This is a genomic window from Novosphingobium rhizosphaerae, from assembly GCF_050920675.1.
Classification (GTDB): domain Bacteria; phylum Pseudomonadota; class Alphaproteobacteria; order Sphingomonadales; family Sphingomonadaceae; genus Novosphingobium; species Novosphingobium rhizosphaerae.
Genome location: NZ_CP137861.1, coordinates 3,769,521 through 3,787,544, shown reverse-complemented (window position 1 = coordinate 3,787,544; position 18,024 = coordinate 3,769,521). Strand labels below are relative to the sequence as shown.

Genomic DNA, 18,024 nt, shown 5'->3' with positions numbered 1-18,024 from the left:
CACCAGACGATAGGATGATGTCCTAGGGTGGAGAGGAAGTCTTCTGAAAGGCCGGGGGCGCTCTGATGCTGGCGGCCCCGCATGGCACCGCGCCGGGGGGCGCGGCTTTCAGGGGGGCGGCATGGACAAGTTCGATCTTATCGTCATTGGGTCCGGCCCGGCCGGGCGGCGCGCGGCGGTGCAGGCGGCCAAGCTGGGGCGCAGCGTGCTGGTGGTGGAAGGCCGCCGCCGGGTGGGCGGGGTTTCGGTGCACACCGGCACAATCCCCTCCAAGACCCTGCGTGAAACCGCGCTCAATCTGTCTGGTTGGCGCGAGCGCGGGTTCTATGGCCATTCCTATCGCGTGAAGCAGGATATCGGCGGCGAAGACCTGAATATCCGCCTGGCCAAGACCCTGGAACACGAAGTGACGGTGCTGGAGCACCAGTTCCACCGCAACAAGATCCGCACCATGGTCGGTGCCGGGCGTTTCGTCGGTCCCCACGAGATCTGCGTGCGCCGGACCGATGGCAGCGACGTGGTGGTGAGTGCCGAGCGCATCCTGATCTGCGTGGGCACCGTCCCGCATCACCCGGACAACGTGCCGTTCGACGGGGTAAGCGTGGTGGACAGCGACGCCATGGTGGAAGTGCCGCGCGTGCCGCGCAGCCTTTGCGTGATCGGTGCGGGGGTGATCGGCATCGAATATGCCACGATCTTTTCCGCGCTCGATGTGCCGGTTACCGTGATCGAACCGCGCGAAACGATCCTCGATTTCGTGGATCGCGAGATCATCGACGAATTCATCCACGACTTGCGCGACCGGGGCATGTCGATCCGCCTGGGCGTGGGGGTGGAGAAAGTGGAGCGCGGGCCCGATGGCTGGGTGACGACGACGCTGGCCGACGGGCGCACGGTGCGCACCGAAATGCTGCTGCATGCTGCCGGGCGCAGCGGCGCGACGGCCGACCTGGGGCTGGAACATTGTGGCCTTGCCACCGACAGCCGGGGCCGCATCACGGTGGACCCCAAGACCTTCCAGACCGCCGTTCCGCACATCTATGCCGCCGGTGACGTGATCGGTTTTCCCAGCCTCGCCTCCACCTCGATGGAGCAGGGGAGGATTGCCGCCTGCCACGCCTTTGGCCTGCCGCTGCCGCCCGCGCCGCAATACTTTCCCTATGGCATCTATGCCGTGCCGGAAATCTCCACCGTGGGGCTGAACGAGCAGGAACTGAAAAGCCGGGGCATCGCCTACGAAGTGGGCATTGCCCGCTTTCGCGAAACTTCCCGCGGGCACATCATGGGCTTGCATTCTGGCATGATGAAGATGCTGTTTTCGCTGAAAACCCGGCGCCTGCTGGGCGTGCACATCCTGGGCGAGGGGGCGACCGAGCTGATCCATATCGGCCAGGCGGTGCTCAACCTGAAGGGCACGCTCGACTATTTCATCGAGAACACGTTCAATTTCCCGACCCTGGCCGAAGCCTACAAGATCGCCGCGCTCGACGCGTGGAACCGCATGCCGAAATAGCGCGGTTCAGCCACGCGCGCCCTGGCCCAGGCGGCGGTGCCAGGCCATCGCCGCACTGCCCGCCAGGGTGCGCAGGGTGCCCAGCCCGGCGGCATGGGCCACTGCGCCGTTGGTGCGGTTGATCAAGCCGCCAAGATCGTGGAGCGCGGTTTCTGCCTCGATGCTGGCAAGGCCCGCCGCTCGGCGCACCGCCTCGATTTCGGCAAAGGGCAGGGCGGCCTCCACCGCTTCGAAATAGGCGCGGTTGGCGGCGATGCCTTCGGCAATGCGCCCCTGCAGCGATGCCCCGAAATCGGGCCACAGCGCCAGCACGGCGAGCAGCGCGGCCAGGCTGCCGATCACGTTGTCCACCATGCGCGCGGCCACGATGCCCTCGCCGGGATGGAGCATGGCCGTGACGATCACGAACAGCATGGTCAGGAACACGACGAAGACGGTGTAGTTGACCGCGCGCAGGGCAATCGCCGCGCCGGCCAGCGCCGTGGCCAGCACGGCCAGGGTGATGGTGGCATCGCCGGCCAGCAGCAGCCCGAACGCCAGCACGCCGCCCAGCACGCTGCCCAGGATCCGCTCAAGACAGCGTGCCCAGGTAATCCGCACGCCGCCTTGCAGCACCACGACAACCGCCATTGCCGCCCAATACGGATAGCCCAGGTCAAACGCGAGCGCGGCGGCATAGACCGCCACCAGGCCCGCCGTCTGTCGCAGGGCCTGCTGCACCGCGCTGCGCGACAGCGGCCGCAGGCGCAACGGCCCGCGCAACGCATCGCGCGCCGGATTGGCGCAAGGATTGGGCAGGGGGGCGGCAAGCGCTTGCGCCAGGGCCAATGCGCAACCGGCGCACAGGTCTTCGTGCAGAGTGGGGACCAGCCGCCGCAGCCGGGTGACGGCCCAGGGCAGGGCGGACGGCTGGTCGGGGCAGTGCGCATTCGCACGATCGATCATCCAGGCCAGCAGAGCGGTGCGGCAGGCGCGCGCCACCGCCAGCCGCTCGTGCGCCGGGCCCACCCGTTCGATAAAGCCCTGGTCCAGCGCAATCAGCGCGCCGAACAGGGTTTCGGCCGTGGCCAAGGTGGCGTGATGCGCTTCCAGCATGCCGGCCTGCCCGGCATAGCGATCGAGCAGGCTGCGCAGGCGCTCGATGGCAAGGCGCACCGTGCGGCGGTGTTCAGCGTGCTCACTGTGCCAAGATCCATCGCGGTGCGGCCCATCGCCCTGGGCAACCAGGCTTTCGGCCATGTCGAGCAGGCGCACGATCACCGCATCGCTGGCGCGCACCAGCGGCCGCGCGGCATCGATCGGCCAGAGCAGGGTGATCAGCAGATAGGCCCAGGCCGCGCCGCCCATGAACGCAGCGGCCTGCGCGGCGGCGAGAGACACCGGCTGCGGGAAGCCCACGGCGACCACGGCCACCACCCCCAAAAGCGTGCCCAGCAACCCGCCATAGGCAATCCGCGCGCTGGCCAGGACAGCCGCAAACACGGCGATCGGGCCGATCGCCATGCCCGCCATCGGCCACAAGGCAGCCAGTGCGCTGCCGGCAAACGCGATCACCGTGCCCACGCCCATGAACAGCGCCAGGATGCGGCGCCGCACGGCATCGGGCGCCGGGGCATCGCACAGGCAGGTCCAGAAAGCGGCAAACACCGCCCAGCCCAGCACGGTGATGTCGCTGGCCAGGGCGAGCGCCAGCGGCGCACCCACGGCAAGGGCAGCGCGCAGCCCTTCGGCCTTGTCGAAATGCTCCGGCACCAGGCCGAACGAGCGCAGTTCGAGCCGGCGCGCCGCCCAGCGCACGATGCTGTCTGGGCGCCGCTTCACAGGGAGCGCAAGAGAAGGGCTGGCGGCGGGCAAGGCGTGCATGGCTGGCGCCGGCTCGTGCCGCCGCGCGTGCCGGGCGGCAATTGCATTTTTGCCCTGTGCAGTTGCGCGGACCTCACCGAACCAGCGTGCGGCCGTGCTTGATCGGGCGGGCCGGGGCGGTGAACACGGCGCCGGCCGAAAGGCGGCTGCCGCGCACCACCAGCAGGATGCGGTCTTCCGCTTCGATCCGCACGTCTTCGCCAGGATGCTGGATCTGCTGGCCATTGGCGCGGTCGATCTGCACGATGAAGAACGCGCCATTGCCGCGCCGCTCTGCCTCGCCCACGCTGGCGCCGGTCAGCGCGCCCTTGGCTGGGCAGGTGACGACTTCCAGGTCGAGCCCGAAATCGTGCAGCTTGCGCTTCACTTCGCCCATCGGGCTGCTTTCGCCCACAGCCGCGCCGGTGGCGGGATAGAGGATCAGTTCGGTGATGCGCTCGGCGCCGATATGGGTGGGCAGCACGACCTTGTCGGCCCCGGCGTGGAACAGCTTGCTTTCGGTGGTGGGTGCCTCGCCGCGCGCGATGATCTCCACCTGGGGATTGAGGTTGCGCGCCGAAAGCGTGATGAACACGTTGGCGGCGTCATCGGGCAGCACCGTGGCCAGCACGCGTGCACGGGTGATGCCTGCCTCTTTCAGCGTCTCCTCGTGAGTCGCCTCGCCCACCAGGGTGAGGAAGCCGTGGGCGCGGGCCTCCTCCGCCTTGGCCGGAGAGCGTTCCAGCACCAGGAACGGATGGCCCGCGTCGGCCAGGGCCTTGGCCAGTTGCACGCCGATGCGGCCATAGCCACAGATGATGGTGTGCCCGGTCAGGCGTTCGATTTCGGTTTGCATGCGATCAAGTCCCAACAGGCGGCGAAACTGGAACAGCGTGAACACCTGGACGAGCGCGCCGGTCAGCACGATCATGCCGGTGCAGCCCAGCACGATGGTCATGGTCGTCCACAGCCGCAGGAACGTGCCGTCGATCGGCCGCACTTCGCCATAGCCGACCGAGAAGATGGTGAGCAGCACCATGTAGGCCGCATCGCCCAGCGGCCACCCGGCGCGGACATAGCCCATGGTGGACACCGCAAACAGCGCCACGACATAGAGCAGCGTGCCCGCCAGCAGGCGCAAGGGCGAACCCAGCACGCTGTTGGCGCCTTGCGAAAAGGCTGATTCGCTTCCCGGTCTCTGCTCGGCCATGGGTCCCCGTCCAGGGGCGACTGTGACGGGCGCTGCCGGCGCTGTCCAGCGCCGGCATGATGCCTATGCCGCGTTTACGGCGTCTTCCACGCGGGCGAGGGCGGCGGCCAGCGGATCGGTTTCACCCAGCAGGCGGAACGTGCCGTTCATGGCAAAGAAACAGTGCCCGTGCACCGTGGCCAGCAGCGAGCGCGCCAGCGCCTGTGCCTGGTCGCGGCGGCCGGTGGGCAGGGCGGCGGCCACTTCGCGCACCACCACATCGGTGATCGCGGTGACGCGCGCGGTGTAATCGGCCGGCGGGGTTTCATTTTCCGGCAGGCGGAAATCGTAGAGCGCGGTCCAGGCATTGCGGTGCTGTGCGGCGAAATCGAAATAGGCGGCAATCGCCTGGGCCAGGCGGTTCTCGCTTTGCCCTTCAAGCCGTTGTTCCAGCGCGGCGCGCCACAGATCGAGCGTGTGGCCGTTGATCGCCAGCATCAGCGCATCGAGGCTGCCCATCACGTTGTAGATCGTGCCGATCGAATAGCCGATCTGCTTGGCCACTTCGCGCGCGGAAAAGCGGGCAAAGCCCACCTCCGACAACTGGCGATGCCCTTCGCGCACGATCATGGCGTGCAATTCCTCACGGGTGTGGTCTGATCGGCGGCCCATGGCGCGGCTCTAGCGCAGAAAATGAACGCCGTCTAATTTTTTAATTGAACGGTGTATATTTCCGTGCGACATCGGCGATGCGGCCGCTGAGTCGCAAGGCCGGGTGTGCAACATTCGGCAATCCTTAAGGCTCTCGGCCTCATGAGCGGGGTCGGGCAGCGCAATTGGGGGCAAATCGCGTGGCAAAATCTGATCTTGCATTGCTGGGAAAACGCCGCTTCGGGCCGATTTTCCTGGTGCAGTTCCTGGGCGCGTTCAACGATAACCTGCTGAAATTCGCGCTGCTGTTCCTTGCCAACTTCGGCCTCTATGCCGCCGCGCCGGAAAAGGCCAAGATGTTGGCGGCGGTGGCCACGGGCCTGTTCATCCTGCCCTATTTCCTGTTTTCCGCGCTGGCCGGGCAATTGGCCGATGGCATGGACAAGGCGCGGCTGGTGCGCTGGATCAAGGGCGCGGAACTGGCGATCATGGCGCTGGCCATGGCCGGCTTCTGGTTGCTTTCCGTGCCGCTGCTGCTCGCCGCGCTGTTCTGCATGGGGCTGCATTCCACGCTGTTTGGCCCGGTCAAGTATTCGATCCTGCCCCAGCACTTGGGCGCGGACGAAATCATGGGAGGCACCGGCCTGATCGAGGGCGGCACGTTCCTGGCGATCCTGGGCGGGCAATTGCTGGCCGGCGTGGTCCCGTCGCACCTGGCGGGCCTGGCGCTGACCGCGCTCGCGCTGGTCGGTTTCCTTGCCAGCCTTATGGTGCCGGCGGCACCCCCGGCCGGGCCAAGCGAAAAGCTCGACTGGAACCTGTGGCGCGGCACCATGGCCATTTTGGACGATGCCCGCGCCATCCGCCCGGTGTGGGGCGCGATCCTGGGCACCAGCTGGTTCTTTGCCGCCGGGGCCGTGCTGGTTTCCGAATTCGCCCCGCTGGTCAGCGGCACACTGGCCGCCACGCAGGATGTGGCGACGCTGTTCCTGATCGTGTTCTCGCTGGCGATCGCGGCCGGGTCGGTCTGCGTCAACCTGCTGCTCAAGGGTGAAGTTTCGGCACGCTGGGTGCCGCTCTCCGCGCTGGGGCTGGCGGCGGGCCTGATCGACCTGTGGATCGCCACCAGCGGCTTTGCCGTGGGCGTGGCCGGTGCCTCCATCCCGCAGTTTCTCGCCACCGATGGGGCGTGGCACATCCTGTTCGACTTGGGCGTGATCGCCTTTTCGGGCGGCATGTTCATCGTGCCGCTCTATGCGATCATCCAGGTGAAAAGCCCGGTGGATCAGTGCTCTCGCCTGATCGCCGCCAACAACGTGGTCAATGCCGCGCTCACCGTGGCGGTGGTGCTGGCCGTTACCGGCCTGCTCGCGCTGGGGCTGGACGTGCCCGATCTGATCGGCGTGCTGGGCTTTGCCACGCTGGCCGTGGCGCTGGCCAGCGTATGGCTGCTGCCCGAAACCCTGTTCAAGGACGTGATCCGCCTGACGCTCCGCGTGCTCTATCGCGTGGAGGTGCATGGCCTGGAAAACATGCCGCGCGAAGGGCAGGGCGCGGTGGTGGTGGTCAACCACCTCTCGTTCCTCGATGGCGTGCTGTTGGGTGCGTTCCTGCCGGGCAAGCCGACCTTTGCCGTGCACACCGCCATTGCCAAATCGTGGTGGATCAAGCCGTTCCTCAAGCTGTTCAAGGCTTTCCCGGTCGATCCCACCAATCCCATGGCGGCCAAGGCGATGGTGCGCACCGTGCGCGGCGGCGCCTGCCTGGTGATCTTCCCCGAAGGCCGCATCACCGTCACCGGCGCGCTCATGAAAGTGTTCGACGGACCGGGCATGGTGGCGGACAAGGCCGATGCGCCGATCATCCCGGTGCGCCTCGATGGCCCGCAGTTCTCGCCCTTTTCCTATCTCAAGGGCAAAGTGAAACTGCGCTGGTTCCCCAAGGTTTCGCTCACCGTGCTGCCACCGCGCCGCTTTGCCATCGAAGGCGAAATGACCGCGCGCGCCCGCCGGGCAGAGGCCGGCCGCAAGCTCTATGACGAGATGAGCGGCATGATCTTTGCCACGTCGGACACGCAGCGCACGCTGTTTGCCGCACTCACCGATGCGCGCAACCTGCATGGCGGCAAGACCCGCGTGCTCGAAGACGTGAAGCGCGTGCCGCTCAGCTATGACAGGCTGCTGGTGGCTGCCGGCCTTCTGGGCAAGCGGCTGGAGCAGGGCACGCACGTGGGCGAGGCGGTAGGCCTGCTGATGCCCAACGTGAACGGGGCCATGGCGGCGTTCTTTGCCCTGCAGGCCATCGGCCGGGTGCCGGCCATGCTGAATTTCACCGTGGGCGCGGCGGCCATGCGTTCGGCCTGCGCCACGGCGGCGGTGCGCACGGTGGTGACGGCGCGTGCGTTCGTGGAACAGGCAAAGCTGGGCAGCGTGATCGCCGCGCTGGAAAGCGATGGCATCGCGGTGCGCTATCTGGAAGACATTGGCGCCACCATCGGCACCGGGGAAAAATTGTGGGCCCTGCTGCGCGTGGGCAGCCTGGCGCGCGCCCATGCCCGGCGACGGATCGCGGCCGATGCCCCGGCGGTGATCCTGTTCACCAGTGGATCGGAAGGCCTGCCCAAGGGTGTCGTCCTCTCGCACGGCAATCTCTTGGCCAATTGCGCGCAGCTTTCGGCGCGGATCGATTTCAACAGCGCCGATGTGGTCTTGAACGCGTTGCCGGTGTTCCACTCGTTCGGGCTGACCGGGGGCACCCTGTTGCCGCTGCTCAACGGCATTCGCGTGGTCATGTATCCCAGCCCCTTGCACTACCGCATCGTGCCCGCGCTCGCCTATGATGCCAATGCCACGATCCTGTTCGGCACCGACACGTTCCTTTCGGGCTATGCCCGCATGGCCCATGGCTATGATTTCTATGCCTTGCGCTATGTTTTTGCCGGGGCGGAAAAGGTGAAGGACGAGACACGCCGCACTTGGGCCGACAAGTTCGGCCTGCGCATCCTGGAAGGCTATGGCGCCACCGAATGCGCGCCGGTGATCGCGGTCAATACGCCGATGCACTTTGCCGCCGGCACCGTGGGCCGCCTGCTGCCCGGCATCGAGGCGCGGCTGGAACCCGTGCCCGGCATTGTCGAAGGGGCGCGGCTTTATGTGCGCGGACCGAACGTGATGGCCGGGTATTTCCTGCCAGGGGAGCCGGCCGTGCTGCAACCGCCCGCCGATGGTTGGCACGACACCGGCGATATCGTCACGATCGACGCCGCCGGCTTCGTCACCATTCGCGGCCGGGCCAAGCGCTTTGCCAAGATCGGCGGCGAAATGGTCTCGCTGCCAGCGGTGGAAGCGTTGGCCGGCGGCCTGTGGCCGCAGGGCGCCCACGCTGTCGTGACGCGGCCCGACGCCAAGAAGGGCGAGCAACTCGTGCTGTTCACCACCCAGGCCGACGCCACCCTGCGCGCGCTGCAGCAATGGGGCCGCCAGGCGGGTGCGGCGGAGCTGTCGATCCCGCGCGAAATCCGCGTATTGGGCGAACTGCCGGTGCTGGGCACGGGCAAGGTGGACTATGTCACGCTGGGCGACATGGCTGCGCAATCGGCGCCGAGCGAGGAACCGGCCGAAGCCTGAAGCGAGAATGCCCTCTCTCGCGCTGGGCGAGAGGGGGCATCTTGCGCTTGGCTGGGGCCACCGCGCCTGCCGTCATACATCGGGCAGTCATGATACACTTGGCACCAGCCATGGGCCGATTATTGTGCCGCCAGACGGTCACCGGCCGGGAGTGCGTCTGCCATGTCACGCCGTTGGAAAACTTTGTTCGCTGGCTCGCTTGCCGCTGCCACTTTGCCGGTGGCCGCGAATGCGCCGGCCCTGGCCCAGGCGCCGGCCGTGCCCGCCATGCTCCAGGGTCTTCCGGCCGGGCGCTACACCGTCAATCCCGCGCAGACCATGGCGCGTTTCCGCGTGCGCTATCTGGGCGTCAACCACATCGAGGGCACTGTGCCTGGGGCGACGGGCACGATCACTATCGATCCGGCAAACCTCGATGCCCTTGCGCTCGACGTGGTGATGCCGGCCACGGCCATCGCCACGCAGGACGGCGAATTCGACGATGAACTCAAGGGGCCGGGCCTGTTCGACGTGGCGCGCTTTCCCACCATCCGTTTCCAGGGGCGCAAGTTGATCGCCACCGGCCCGCGCACCGCGCGGATCGAGGGGGAAGTGACGATGCATGGCGTCACGCGGCCGTTGCTGCTGGAGGCCACGTTTGCCGAAGGCAACCAGGCGGATGGCGGGGCCCTAGCAGTCAACGCGACCGGCGTGGTCCATCGTTCCGAATTCGGCATGACCAAGTATGCGCCGTTCGTGGGCGATGACGTCAGGATCAGCATCGCCGTATCGCTCATGCGCGGCGGCTAAGCCTTGGCGCGGGCGGGCGCGGGAAGAGACGCTGCCCGCCCTGCCGCCTCAGCCCGGATGCCGCTCCCCACCCTCGGGATGCGGGCGCTGCGCGTGGGCGGCGCGCTGCGCCGCGGCGCGGGCCTGGGCTTCCTGGCGCTTGGCTGCCGCCTGCGCCTGATGCTGCGCTTGCTGCGCCTGCTGGCGTGCGGCCGCGGCTTCGCGCTTTGCCTGGGCGGCTTGGCGCTGCGCCTGGGCGGCCTGGCGCTGGATCGCCTGCTGGCGCGCGCGGTCTTGCTGCATCTGGCGCTGCTGCGCTTGCTTTTGCTGCTGTGCTGCGCGCTGTTGCGCCGCGCGTTGCTGGGCCTGGGTACGGGCCGCCTGTACGGCGTTGGCGTGGGCCAGGGCCTTGGCCTGCGCCGCAGCGCGGGCCTGCTGCTGCATGGCCGCCTTGCGCTGCTGTTCTGCCTGGCGCTGCATGGTCTGCTGGCGTGCCGCCTGGAGCCTGGCCTGTTGCTGCGACAGGCGGGCCTGTTCCTGGGCGATCTTCTGTTGCCGCGCATTCTGCTGGGCTTGCTGCGCGGCGATTTGCCGCTGCGTGCGCTGGATTGCCGCCTGCTGGTCCTGCTGGCGCCGGGCCTGGTCGCGCTGCTGTTGCTGTTGCTGTTGCTGTTGCTGCTGTTGTTGGCGCTGCAGGTCTTGGCGGCGCTGGGCATCCTGCTGCGCCTGGCGGTCGCCACCAAGCCAGCTAGGCATCCAACTGGACGAGCGCGGCTCGCGCTGCGGCGGTGCATAGTTGACCGGCTGCGGCGGCGCAGAGCGGAAGCCCACGCGCTGCCATTGGTCGAAACGCTGTGCCTCGGCCGCGCGGCGCTGGCTTTCTTCCTGCCAGTGCGCGCGCTCCTGCGCCTCGTGCGCCTGGTGATAGGCGCGCCACTGGTCCTGCTCGGCCATGTCTTGCGCCCATTGCGCGCGCGAAGCCGCGATTTCGGCGCGGCGCGCGGCCCAGTTCGCGGCAATCACCCCGCGATGCTCGCGCTCGCGCGAAAGGCGATAGAGATAATTGGCGCGATCATAATAGCGCGAGGCATAATCGGCGCGGCGTTCATAGACATCGGACGGCAACAGGCCGCCGCGCTGGTCATATACAGCCACCAGTTGCGGCCCCGAATAGGCGTAGCTGTATTGTGGGTCGCGCACGAGGTAGGGCGTATCGGCGCCCGGTTGGTAATAGTAATAGCGATAGCCGCCATCGATCGGTTCGGCATAGCGGCGATCGCCCTGGCTGGTCTGCCAGACCCATGGGCTGACGCCGCCATCGTCATAGGTGTAATCCGGCGGCGCATCGCCGATCGCCTGGGTCACGCCCTGGGCGCGATCGAGATAGGCATAGGCATCGCTGCGGTTTTGCACCTGCGCCACGCGCACGCGCTGCTGCACCGGCAGGGCCTGGGCCGCCGGCGCGGGGGCCATTGCGGTGGCGGCGCCCGGTTGCAGCGGCACCGCCGCCGGCAATGCCGGCAGCGCGCCGCTGGCCTGGGCCGAAGGGCTCGCTTCGGGCGTGTCAGCCTTGTTGCAGGCGGTCAGAGCTAGCGCCATGGCACTGGCCAGGGCGATGTTGAGCGTTGTCTGGCATTTCGACATGGCGTTTCATCCTGTTGCGCCGATCGCGCGGTGTTGTCTGCCACGATGCTCGCAGCAGCCTGAACCCACGTTGGCTCGCGCATTCATCGGCCCATAACGCGCCGATGCCGGTGATGATCCGCAAACAGATGAAACGCCGCGCCGCCCGGCCCCTTTTCGCGCGTCAGAAGTGGTACTTGCCGGCCAGTTCCAGCTTGTCGAGCGTGCCGGCCGGCGCCGCGGTTATGAAGGTCTTGCGGGCGTGGCGATATTCATAGCCGATGTCGATGGCGGGAAGCGGCGACCAGAACAGGTTGAACGCGGTGCTCCACACCGTGTGGGTATTGCCGTTGGCATAGACCTGGTTCATGCCGGGCAGCATCTCGTAATGGTTGTTCTGCCAGGCGCCGATCAGGTTGGCGCGGAGCGTCGACCCCAGCGGCACGTGCAGCGCCGCCATGACGGCCGCGGTGTCGATATTGCCATAGCCCCTGGCGCGCACGCCGTTGCCCACCATTTGATATTCCTGGCCTAGATCGGTCGAGCCCAGGCCGACATAGCGCCCGATGTTGCGGCCATAGGTGATCATGAACCGCAAGTCCGCGCCCTGGTCTTCATCCAGCCAGATCTTGCCACCCAGGCTCCCGCCAACGCCCAGCCGGCGGAAGTTGCCGGCTTCACCGTGGATCTCGCGGGCCAGCCCGGCCAGCGAGAGTTCGCCTTGGCGCCCGCTCCAGCCCAGCCGCGCGGCCAGATCCGGCTTTTGCGAGCGATGGTTATCTGCCCAGCCGTTGCTGCTGGTTTCCGCCACATGGCTTTCCGGCTTTTCCAGCGCAACATGCAGCGCCAGGCCATCGCCCAGCGGCTGGGAATAGCGCACCAGGGGCTGGCGCACGAAAACCAGTCCTTCGGTGGCGCCGATATAGTCGGTCGATTCCGGCAGTGCCCCGGTGAACTGGAACGTGGTCCAGTCCTGGCCCACCGTCCAGCGATCGACTTTCACGAACGCGCGGCGCAGATAGGGCGTTTCGCGGTTGGGCACCGTCAGATCGGCATCGGGCCCCGGCAGTGGTTGGAAATCCACCTCGACATAGCCGTCGATGGTGTGGCCGGCCACGATGTGGTGGGTGGACAGGTGCAGCTCGGTCTGGCGCAGGCTGGTATTGGTAAACCGCCGGCCGCTGCCGGTTGGCGATGGGATCATGGTGGGCACATAGATGTCGCGCCCCAGCGCATTGTTGGCCAGGCTGGTGGATTCCACCCGTGCGATCGACGCCACCATCTTGATCGTGCCGCCCAGGCGTATCGCCGGCTGGCCCTCATCGCGCGGCGGTGCCGGGCGATCGGGAGTGATTGCACCAGGTGCCCGTTCCGCTGTGGGTGCCGAGGCGGCAGCCAAGGCCGTTGGCGCTGGCGCTACAACAGCAGGTGCGGGGCCGCCTTGGGGTGTGGCGCGCGCGGCGGCCAGTTCCTGGCGTGCTGCGGCCAGGTCGTCCTGCATCTGCGCCATCTGCGCTTCGATCCGCGCAATGCGCGCTTCCAGCGCTTTTTGCGGGTCGTCGGGCGCCTTGGCAGCATTGTCTGCCGCCGCCGGGCTGGCAAAGGCCGGGGTGCCAAGCGCGGGCGTGGCCAGCATGGTGGCGGCCATCAGCAAGGCGGGAAAGCGAGGAGATTGGGTCAAAGGGGCACCTGGTCCGAAGATGAAACCTTGAACCGCCTGGCGGCGGCATGCGGTGCGACCCGATGCGTTGCTTTGTCTGGCAAGCGTTTTATTGCGGAAATGTATAAGGATAATTGCGTATTTTGTCCAACGGTTTGCCGCCTTGCAAAACCGCTTCTCACACACGCCACAAAAAAGGCGCACCCGGCAAGGGCGCGCCTTTTTTGGTTTGGGCTTTTCCGGCTCGACCGGGGCCGATGGGTTCAGCCCTTGGGGGCGAGCACCATCAGCATCTGGCGGCCTTCCATGCGGGGGAACGCCTCGATCTTGGCGATTTCAGCGACATCTTCCTGCACGCGCTTGAGCAGGTTCATGCCCAGCTGCTGGTGCGAAAGCTCGCGGCCGCGGAAGCGCAGGGTGACCTTCACCTTGTCCCCATCCTCGATGAAGCGATGCACATTGCGCATCTTCACGTCATAGTCGTGATCATCGATGTTCGGACGCATCTTGATCTCCTTGATCTCCTGCGTCTTCTGGCTCTTGCGGGCGGCGTTGGCCTTTTTCTGCGCCTCGTAGCGGAACTTGCCCACGTCGAGGAACTTGCACACCGGCGGATCGGCGTTGGGCGAGACTTCGACCAGGTCCAAGCCGACTTCGGCTGCCTGATCGATCGCTTCACGCGTGTACATCACGCCAAGATTCTCGCCGTTTTCGTCGATCACGCGCACCTTGGGCACGTTGATCATCTGGTTGTAGCGAGGGCCGCTCTTGACGGGGGGCGCCAACATGCGCCGGGGCGGGGGAGCTATAGTGCTATCTCCTGAAGTTGATCCGGGTGCGAGTCATGGAAAGGACTCAAGGCGCGCTCATATCACAACAGCGCGGTAGATAAAGGGCCTTCGGGCGAATGTGGGCCTGCAATCGGTGTCTTTCAAGCCGCAGCGGCCTGCCACAGTGGGAATTGGGCCACACGTGCGGCCGTGGGCACCAGTGCCGTGATGCTGCGCGCCGGTTGCATTGCCTTGAGCAGCGCGGGATGCGCAGCATCGAGGCCGCCGGTCAGCGCGCCGAATGCCGGCAGGATCAGCTTGCGTTCGCTCATCACCGCGCAGGGGCGGCTGACCCGGCGGCCGCGCGTGGCCAGGCGCAGGCAGGGGTGGAAGTGGCCGGAAAGCTCGGGCCGGGTTTCGCTGGCCTGCGCTTCGTGGCGCAGCACGATCCCGTCCACTTCCAGTTCGGCCAGCATTGTCCCTGATGCCGCCCCATCCTTTTCGTCATGGTTGCCGGTGATCCACACCCAGTCTACCCGCGCGGCCAGTGCCGCCAGCCGCTCTGCCGCGCGCGGCTCCAGCCGGGCAGGGCCATGGGCATCGTGGAAATTGTCCCCCAGGCAGAACACACGCCGCGCGCCGGTGTGGCTGATCAGCGCAGACAGCCGGTCCAGCGTTTCGCGGCTGTCATAGGGGGGCAGCATCTGGCCGGTTCGCGCAAACCAGCTGGCCTTTTCCAGGTGGAGGTCGGCCACCAGCAGCGCCTGCTGCGCCGGCCACACCAGCGCGCGCGCCGGGCCGAGCAGCCATTCCTGGCCGGCAAAGGGGAAGGGGGCGAACGAAAGGGGAACCATGGCTTTCCCTTGCCGCAGCCCCGCCGATTTGGCAAGCGCTGGTACCCAAGGAGATGGCATGACCGACTGGACCACCCACACCGCCCGCGCCCGCGCCTGGTTCGAAAGCCTGCGCGACCGGATCTGCGCGGAATTCGAGGCGATCGAGCGGGAGGCGGGCAGTGACGCGCGCTTTACCTATCGCCCGTGGAACCGCGAGCACGAGGGCGAGCCGGTGGAAAACGGCGGCGGCGGCGTGCAGGGCCTGATGAAAGGCCAGGTGTTCGAGAAAGTGGGCGTCAACGTCTCCACCGTGCACGGCGCGTTCAGCCCGGAATTTGCCCGCACCATCAACGGCGCGGACCCGGAAAACCCCACGTTCACCGCCACCGGCATCAGCCTGGTGGCACACATGGCCAATCCCCATGTGCCGGCCGTGCACATGAACACGCGCTTCCTCACCACGCGCAAGGCCTGGTTTGGCGGCGGCGGCGATCTCAACCCGCCCTTGCCCTATGACGAAGACACCGCCGATTTCCACGCCCGCTTCCAGGCGGCCTGCGATGCGCACGATCCGGCCTATTACCCCCGGTTCAAGGCCTGGGCCGACGACTATTTCTTCATCCCCCACCGCAAGGTGCATCGCGGCGTGGGCGGCATTTTCTACGATCACCTGGAATGCGATAGCGACGCCGCGTTCGAGGCGAACTTTGCCCTGACGCGCGACGTGGGCGAGGCGTTCCTCGATGTCTATCCCCGCCTGGTGCGGCGGCGCATGGGCCAGGCGTTTACCGCGCAGGACGAGCAGCAGATGCTGGAATGGCGCGGCCGCTATGCCGAATTCAACCTGGTCTATGACCGGGGCACGCTGTTCGGCCTCAAGACCGGCGGCAATATCGATGCCATCCTGATGAGCCTGCCGCCGCGCGCGGTGTGGAGCTGACGCCATGGCGATAGCCGACGTTGCCGCGCCGCTGGGGCAGGGCTTTCACGCGCTGGCGCCGGGCGACCTGGCCGCCGTGGTGACCGCGCTGGACATGCGCGAACCACCCGCCAGCCTCAAGCGCCTGGTGCCCGAAGCCGACGTGCCGCTGCAACTGGTGCGCTGGAAAGCGGCCGATCCGGCCAAGTATCGGCTACTCTACCGCCGCGTGGGCGCCAAGTGGCTGTGGTGGTCGCGCCTGGCGCTCGAGGACGCCGCGCTCGCCGCGATCATCCACGATCCCCAGGTGGAGCTTTACGCCGTGGCCGACCGCGCCGGGGTGGAAGTGGGCATGCTGGAACTCGATTTCCGCAAGGCCGGCGAAGCGGAAATCGCCTTCTTCGGCCTGACCCCCGGCGCTACCGGCAAAGGCTTCGGCAAATGGCTGATGCGCCGCGCCCTGCAAAAGGCGTGGAGCCACGAAGGCGTGGGCCGCGTATGGGTGCACACCTGCACGCTCGACGGGCCGAGCGCGCTGCCGTTCTACATGGGGCAGGGGTTTGTGCCCTATGCGCGCTTCGTGGAAGTCTTTCCCGACCCGCGCGGGCTGGGCCTGCTGGGGGATGAAGCGCCGCAGGTGCCGGTTTTGGGGTGAGGGAAGGGCTGGGAATTAAATTTGCTGTCTCGGGAATTTCCCCTGTCCCCGGAATTCAAAGATACAAGCGAAGCCCGCCTTCTTCCGAGGCCTCCCGTTCTTCCACAACGCGAACAGAGTCTCGCGCAACTCCCCCCAAACTTTCTAGGTTCGCCCGCAAATCGCTACCCTGTAGATGGATGCTCTCCATAAAGGGAAATTTCTTAAGAATTTGATTTCCAAGTGAGCGACAATCAGAAAAGGCACGCTGAGATCTATCTTCTATTATTTTCGCCAATCCAGCAATGCCACTCAACGTTTCTAAGGCCGATGATGAAAATGTGGGACGTCCAAGATCAGCTGACTGGCAAATGAAAACTGTCCTTACAGCCCAGAAAAATCGACGGCGTGCTTCACAGTTATCAGCCCAATCGCGCTCAATAAGCATTTTCATGATCAACAAAGCAACATTCATATCCTCAATATATGATGGCTTTGCATGAAAGCTCGCGCGGAGGTGGGTTAGAAATCGATCTGGATCGTCAAGCCCAACTCCTTCAAATGCAATGTGACGGACAAAAAGATTACCATCTTTCGCCTGCTCGACAAGCCAAGACTTTGGATATCGGTGAAGGCTGACACCCTTGTGCGCCACAGGTGGTCCAAAAATGCAATTGTCTATGGCCAAAATAAGGTCGGTATCAGACCCCATGTGAGCATCGCCCCGTGCACGACTACCATATAATAATAGAGAGTTTGCCATGTCAACGAGATCTTGAAAGTTTTGAAACAATGGTGGCAAAGAAAATGGAATATATTGATACTGAGCAGATTACATGGAAATCTTGAAATAATCTCAATTTATCTGAAATATCTTTTGTCTGATCTGTATAGCCAACCAAAAACGTTATATCGAAGCTTTTTTGAAATGGATGGTTTACTATTGAGTCAAGATTTATGTATTTGTATAAGAAGCCAAATAAAAAGAAGCAGCAAAAAAGGAAAATTAGCGGCTGGCTTGCGGATCCTCCCCAATTATTTATAAAGCCAAAAATTCGGAGAATATAATAATCAACAAAATGTAGAAAAAATCGCAATGAAGAAATCAGTTTTAATTTAAAGCTTCCGAAAATTATATCGAAAATATCTTTTGAAATTCGAGCTTTTGCGCGTTGAAGTTCATGAAGTTTTACGGTTTCGTAAAAATTATGCTCGTCACCTGCTGACTGATGGCTGAGCATAATGTTGCGCAAAACGTGCGCGCGAGTACCCTGTAGGCGGTACCATTGGTTGAGGGCATGCCTTGGGTTGGGGGTGCTCGGATTTGACCTGCTCACCATACTCTGAATGAGGGGCTTTGGATTGCTGATAACCGTTCGCTTTAGATCCGTTTTGCTGGCCATGCCGATTTCACGCCAAGTGCACCCCCCGAATTCGCAACTTGAAAAAATGGAAAGCGAAAGTGAGCACTGGAGAAAGGTGCAATTTTTGAAATGAGCATATTGCCATTTTGAATAAGCAAAATCACACAGCAAAAAATTGCAATTATCAAATATTAAAATTGCTTCATGATGAAATGAACCTTGAAAGTCGCAATTTCTGAAGGTCATATCTTGAATAGTAAAGGTATTGCCGGCAACTGCGCATTTTTGTAATGTAGGTCCATAAATAAGACGATTAACCGGTCCGGAATCCCTTTTTAAATCCCAATCCCAGGCTGCTGGCTCAAGCTCAAATCCCGGATTATAGATAGGCTCCCAAAAGCATGTATGACGCCGGTTGCCGATGTGGCCCGTTGGTCGCCAAGCGCCTCCGCTAGCTGTCCGGTTGTCTACGATCTCGCGCTTGCTGAAAGGGTTCCACAATTTCCGCATTGGCTGATGATATCCTAGTCATTCATGGAAAGCGATAGGGCGTTAGCGATGGCTCGCAAATCACTTCTTTGGGTGGCTAGGAGAAGGTGGTAATCAAGCGCAGGTTTTGAGAGGATTCC

General features: G+C 64.6%; 14 protein-coding genes. 5 read left to right on the top strand and 9 right to left on the bottom strand.

The window, feature by feature from the left end; genetic code table 11:
* The first annotated feature begins 121 nt into the window (after positions 1 to 121).
* Positions 122 to 1,513, top strand: a complete 1,392-nt coding sequence (gene sthA / locus R9J51_RS17120) for a Si-specific NAD(P)(+) transhydrogenase (RefSeq protein ID WP_169476360.1) — start codon at positions 122 to 124, stop codon at positions 1,511 to 1,513.
* 6 nt (positions 1,514 to 1,519) lie between these two features.
* On the opposite strand, the gene R9J51_RS17115 is transcribed toward sthA, so the two are convergent.
* From R9J51_RS17115 to R9J51_RS17105, 3 genes are all read right to left on the bottom strand, one after another.
* Complete coding sequence (locus R9J51_RS17115) at positions 1,520 to 3,334, bottom strand: FUSC family protein (protein ID WP_218843503.1); 1,815 nt, start codon at positions 3,332 to 3,334, stop codon at positions 1,520 to 1,522.
* A 115-nt stretch (positions 3,335 to 3,449) separates the two neighbouring features.
* Positions 3,450 to 4,565, bottom strand: coding sequence for a potassium channel family protein (locus tag R9J51_RS17110; RefSeq protein ID WP_168557655.1), 1,116 nt, complete (start codon positions 4,563 to 4,565; stop codon positions 3,450 to 3,452).
* A gap of 63 nt (positions 4,566 to 4,628) precedes the next feature.
* The gene (locus tag R9J51_RS17105) at positions 4,629 to 5,216 is read right to left on the bottom strand and encodes a TetR/AcrR family transcriptional regulator (RefSeq protein ID WP_169476357.1); all 588 of its coding nucleotides are present in this window, start codon (positions 5,214 to 5,216) and stop codon (positions 4,629 to 4,631) included.
* A gap of 179 nt (positions 5,217 to 5,395) precedes the next feature.
* Between R9J51_RS17105 and R9J51_RS17100 the strand changes: the two genes are divergently transcribed.
* Positions 5,396 to 8,821 carry an acyl-[ACP]--phospholipid O-acyltransferase gene (locus tag R9J51_RS17100; protein WP_432787609.1) on the top strand — a complete coding sequence of 1,142 codons (3,426 nt, stop codon included), beginning with the start codon at positions 5,396 to 5,398 and terminating at the stop codon, positions 8,819 to 8,821.
* A gap of 162 nt (positions 8,822 to 8,983) precedes the next feature.
* A complete protein-coding gene (locus tag R9J51_RS17095) occupies positions 8,984 to 9,610 on the top strand; it encodes a YceI family protein (RefSeq protein ID WP_218847385.1) in 627 nt (208 codons plus the stop codon).
* A 48-nt stretch (positions 9,611 to 9,658) separates the two neighbouring features.
* On the opposite strand, the gene R9J51_RS17090 is transcribed toward R9J51_RS17095, so the two are convergent.
* The 4 genes from R9J51_RS17090 to pdeM all read right to left on the bottom strand — a co-directional run bounded on the left by R9J51_RS17090 (position 9,659) and on the right by pdeM (position 14,496).
* Positions 9,659 to 11,233, bottom strand: coding sequence for a hypothetical protein (locus R9J51_RS17090; RefSeq protein WP_179505210.1), 1,575 nt, complete (start codon positions 11,231 to 11,233; stop codon positions 9,659 to 9,661).
* Positions 11,234 to 11,396: 163 nt separating this feature from the next.
* Positions 11,397 to 12,893, bottom strand: a complete 1,497-nt coding sequence (locus R9J51_RS17085) for a hypothetical protein (RefSeq protein ID WP_179505209.1) — start codon at positions 12,891 to 12,893, stop codon at positions 11,397 to 11,399.
* Positions 12,894 to 13,135: 242 nt separating this feature from the next.
* Positions 13,136 to 13,660, bottom strand: coding sequence for a translation initiation factor IF-3 (gene infC, locus R9J51_RS17080; RefSeq protein WP_168557660.1), 525 nt, complete (start codon positions 13,658 to 13,660; stop codon positions 13,136 to 13,138).
* A 143-nt stretch (positions 13,661 to 13,803) separates the two neighbouring features.
* Entirely contained in the window at positions 13,804 to 14,496 is a 693-nt protein-coding gene (gene pdeM / locus R9J51_RS17075) for a ligase-associated DNA damage response endonuclease PdeM (protein WP_169476353.1), read from the bottom strand.
* A 58-nt stretch (positions 14,497 to 14,554) separates the two neighbouring features.
* Between pdeM and hemF the strand changes: the two genes are divergently transcribed.
* A complete protein-coding gene (hemF, locus tag R9J51_RS17070; protein ID WP_179505208.1) occupies positions 14,555 to 15,418 on the top strand; it encodes an oxygen-dependent coproporphyrinogen oxidase in 864 nt (287 codons plus the stop codon).
* A 4-nt stretch (positions 15,419 to 15,422) separates the two neighbouring features.
* Positions 15,423 to 16,052, top strand: coding sequence for a GNAT family N-acetyltransferase (locus R9J51_RS17065; RefSeq protein ID WP_179505207.1), 630 nt, complete (start codon positions 15,423 to 15,425; stop codon positions 16,050 to 16,052).
* A gap of 55 nt (positions 16,053 to 16,107) precedes the next feature.
* On the opposite strand, the gene R9J51_RS17060 is transcribed toward R9J51_RS17065, so the two are convergent.
* Complete coding sequence (locus R9J51_RS17060; RefSeq protein ID WP_218847386.1) at positions 16,108 to 16,743, bottom strand: hypothetical protein; 636 nt, start codon at positions 16,741 to 16,743, stop codon at positions 16,108 to 16,110.
* Between the two features lie 52 nt (positions 16,744 to 16,795).
* On the bottom strand, positions 16,796 to 17,905 hold the full coding sequence (locus tag R9J51_RS17055; RefSeq protein WP_218847387.1) for a hypothetical protein: 1,110 nt from the start codon (positions 17,903 to 17,905) through the stop codon (positions 16,796 to 16,798).
* Positions 17,906 to 18,024 lie beyond the last annotated feature (119 nt).

Excerpts from the sequence above, each read along its gene's own strand:
- R9J51_RS17055 (WP_218847387.1), bottom strand. The coding sequence starts at position 17,905 with ATGCGGAAATTGTGGAACCCTTTCAGCAAGCGCGAGATCGTAGACAAC.
- pdeM (WP_169476353.1), bottom strand. The coding sequence starts at position 14,496 with ATGGTTCCCCTTTCGTTCGCCCCCTTCCCCTTTGCCGGCCAGGAATGG.
- R9J51_RS17110 (WP_168557655.1), bottom strand. The coding sequence starts at position 4,565 with ATGGCCGAGCAGAGACCGGGAAGCGAATCAGCCTTTTCGCAAGGCGCC.
- hemF (WP_179505208.1), top strand. The coding sequence starts at position 14,555 with ATGACCGACTGGACCACCCACACCGCCCGCGCCCGCGCCTGGTTCGAA.
- R9J51_RS17065 (WP_179505207.1), top strand. The coding sequence starts at position 15,423 with ATGGCGATAGCCGACGTTGCCGCGCCGCTGGGGCAGGGCTTTCACGCG.
- R9J51_RS17090 (WP_179505210.1), bottom strand. The coding sequence starts at position 11,233 with ATGTCGAAATGCCAGACAACGCTCAACATCGCCCTGGCCAGTGCCATG.
- R9J51_RS17095 (WP_218847385.1), top strand. The coding sequence starts at position 8,984 with ATGTCACGCCGTTGGAAAACTTTGTTCGCTGGCTCGCTTGCCGCTGCC.
- sthA (WP_169476360.1), top strand. The coding sequence starts at position 122 with ATGGACAAGTTCGATCTTATCGTCATTGGGTCCGGCCCGGCCGGGCGG.
- infC (WP_168557660.1), bottom strand. The coding sequence starts at position 13,660 with ATGTTGGCGCCCCCCGTCAAGAGCGGCCCTCGCTACAACCAGATGATC.
- R9J51_RS17105 (WP_169476357.1), bottom strand. The coding sequence starts at position 5,216 with ATGGGCCGCCGATCAGACCACACCCGTGAGGAATTGCACGCCATGATC.
- R9J51_RS17060 (WP_218847386.1), bottom strand. The coding sequence starts at position 16,743 with ATGGGGTCTGATACCGACCTTATTTTGGCCATAGACAATTGCATTTTT.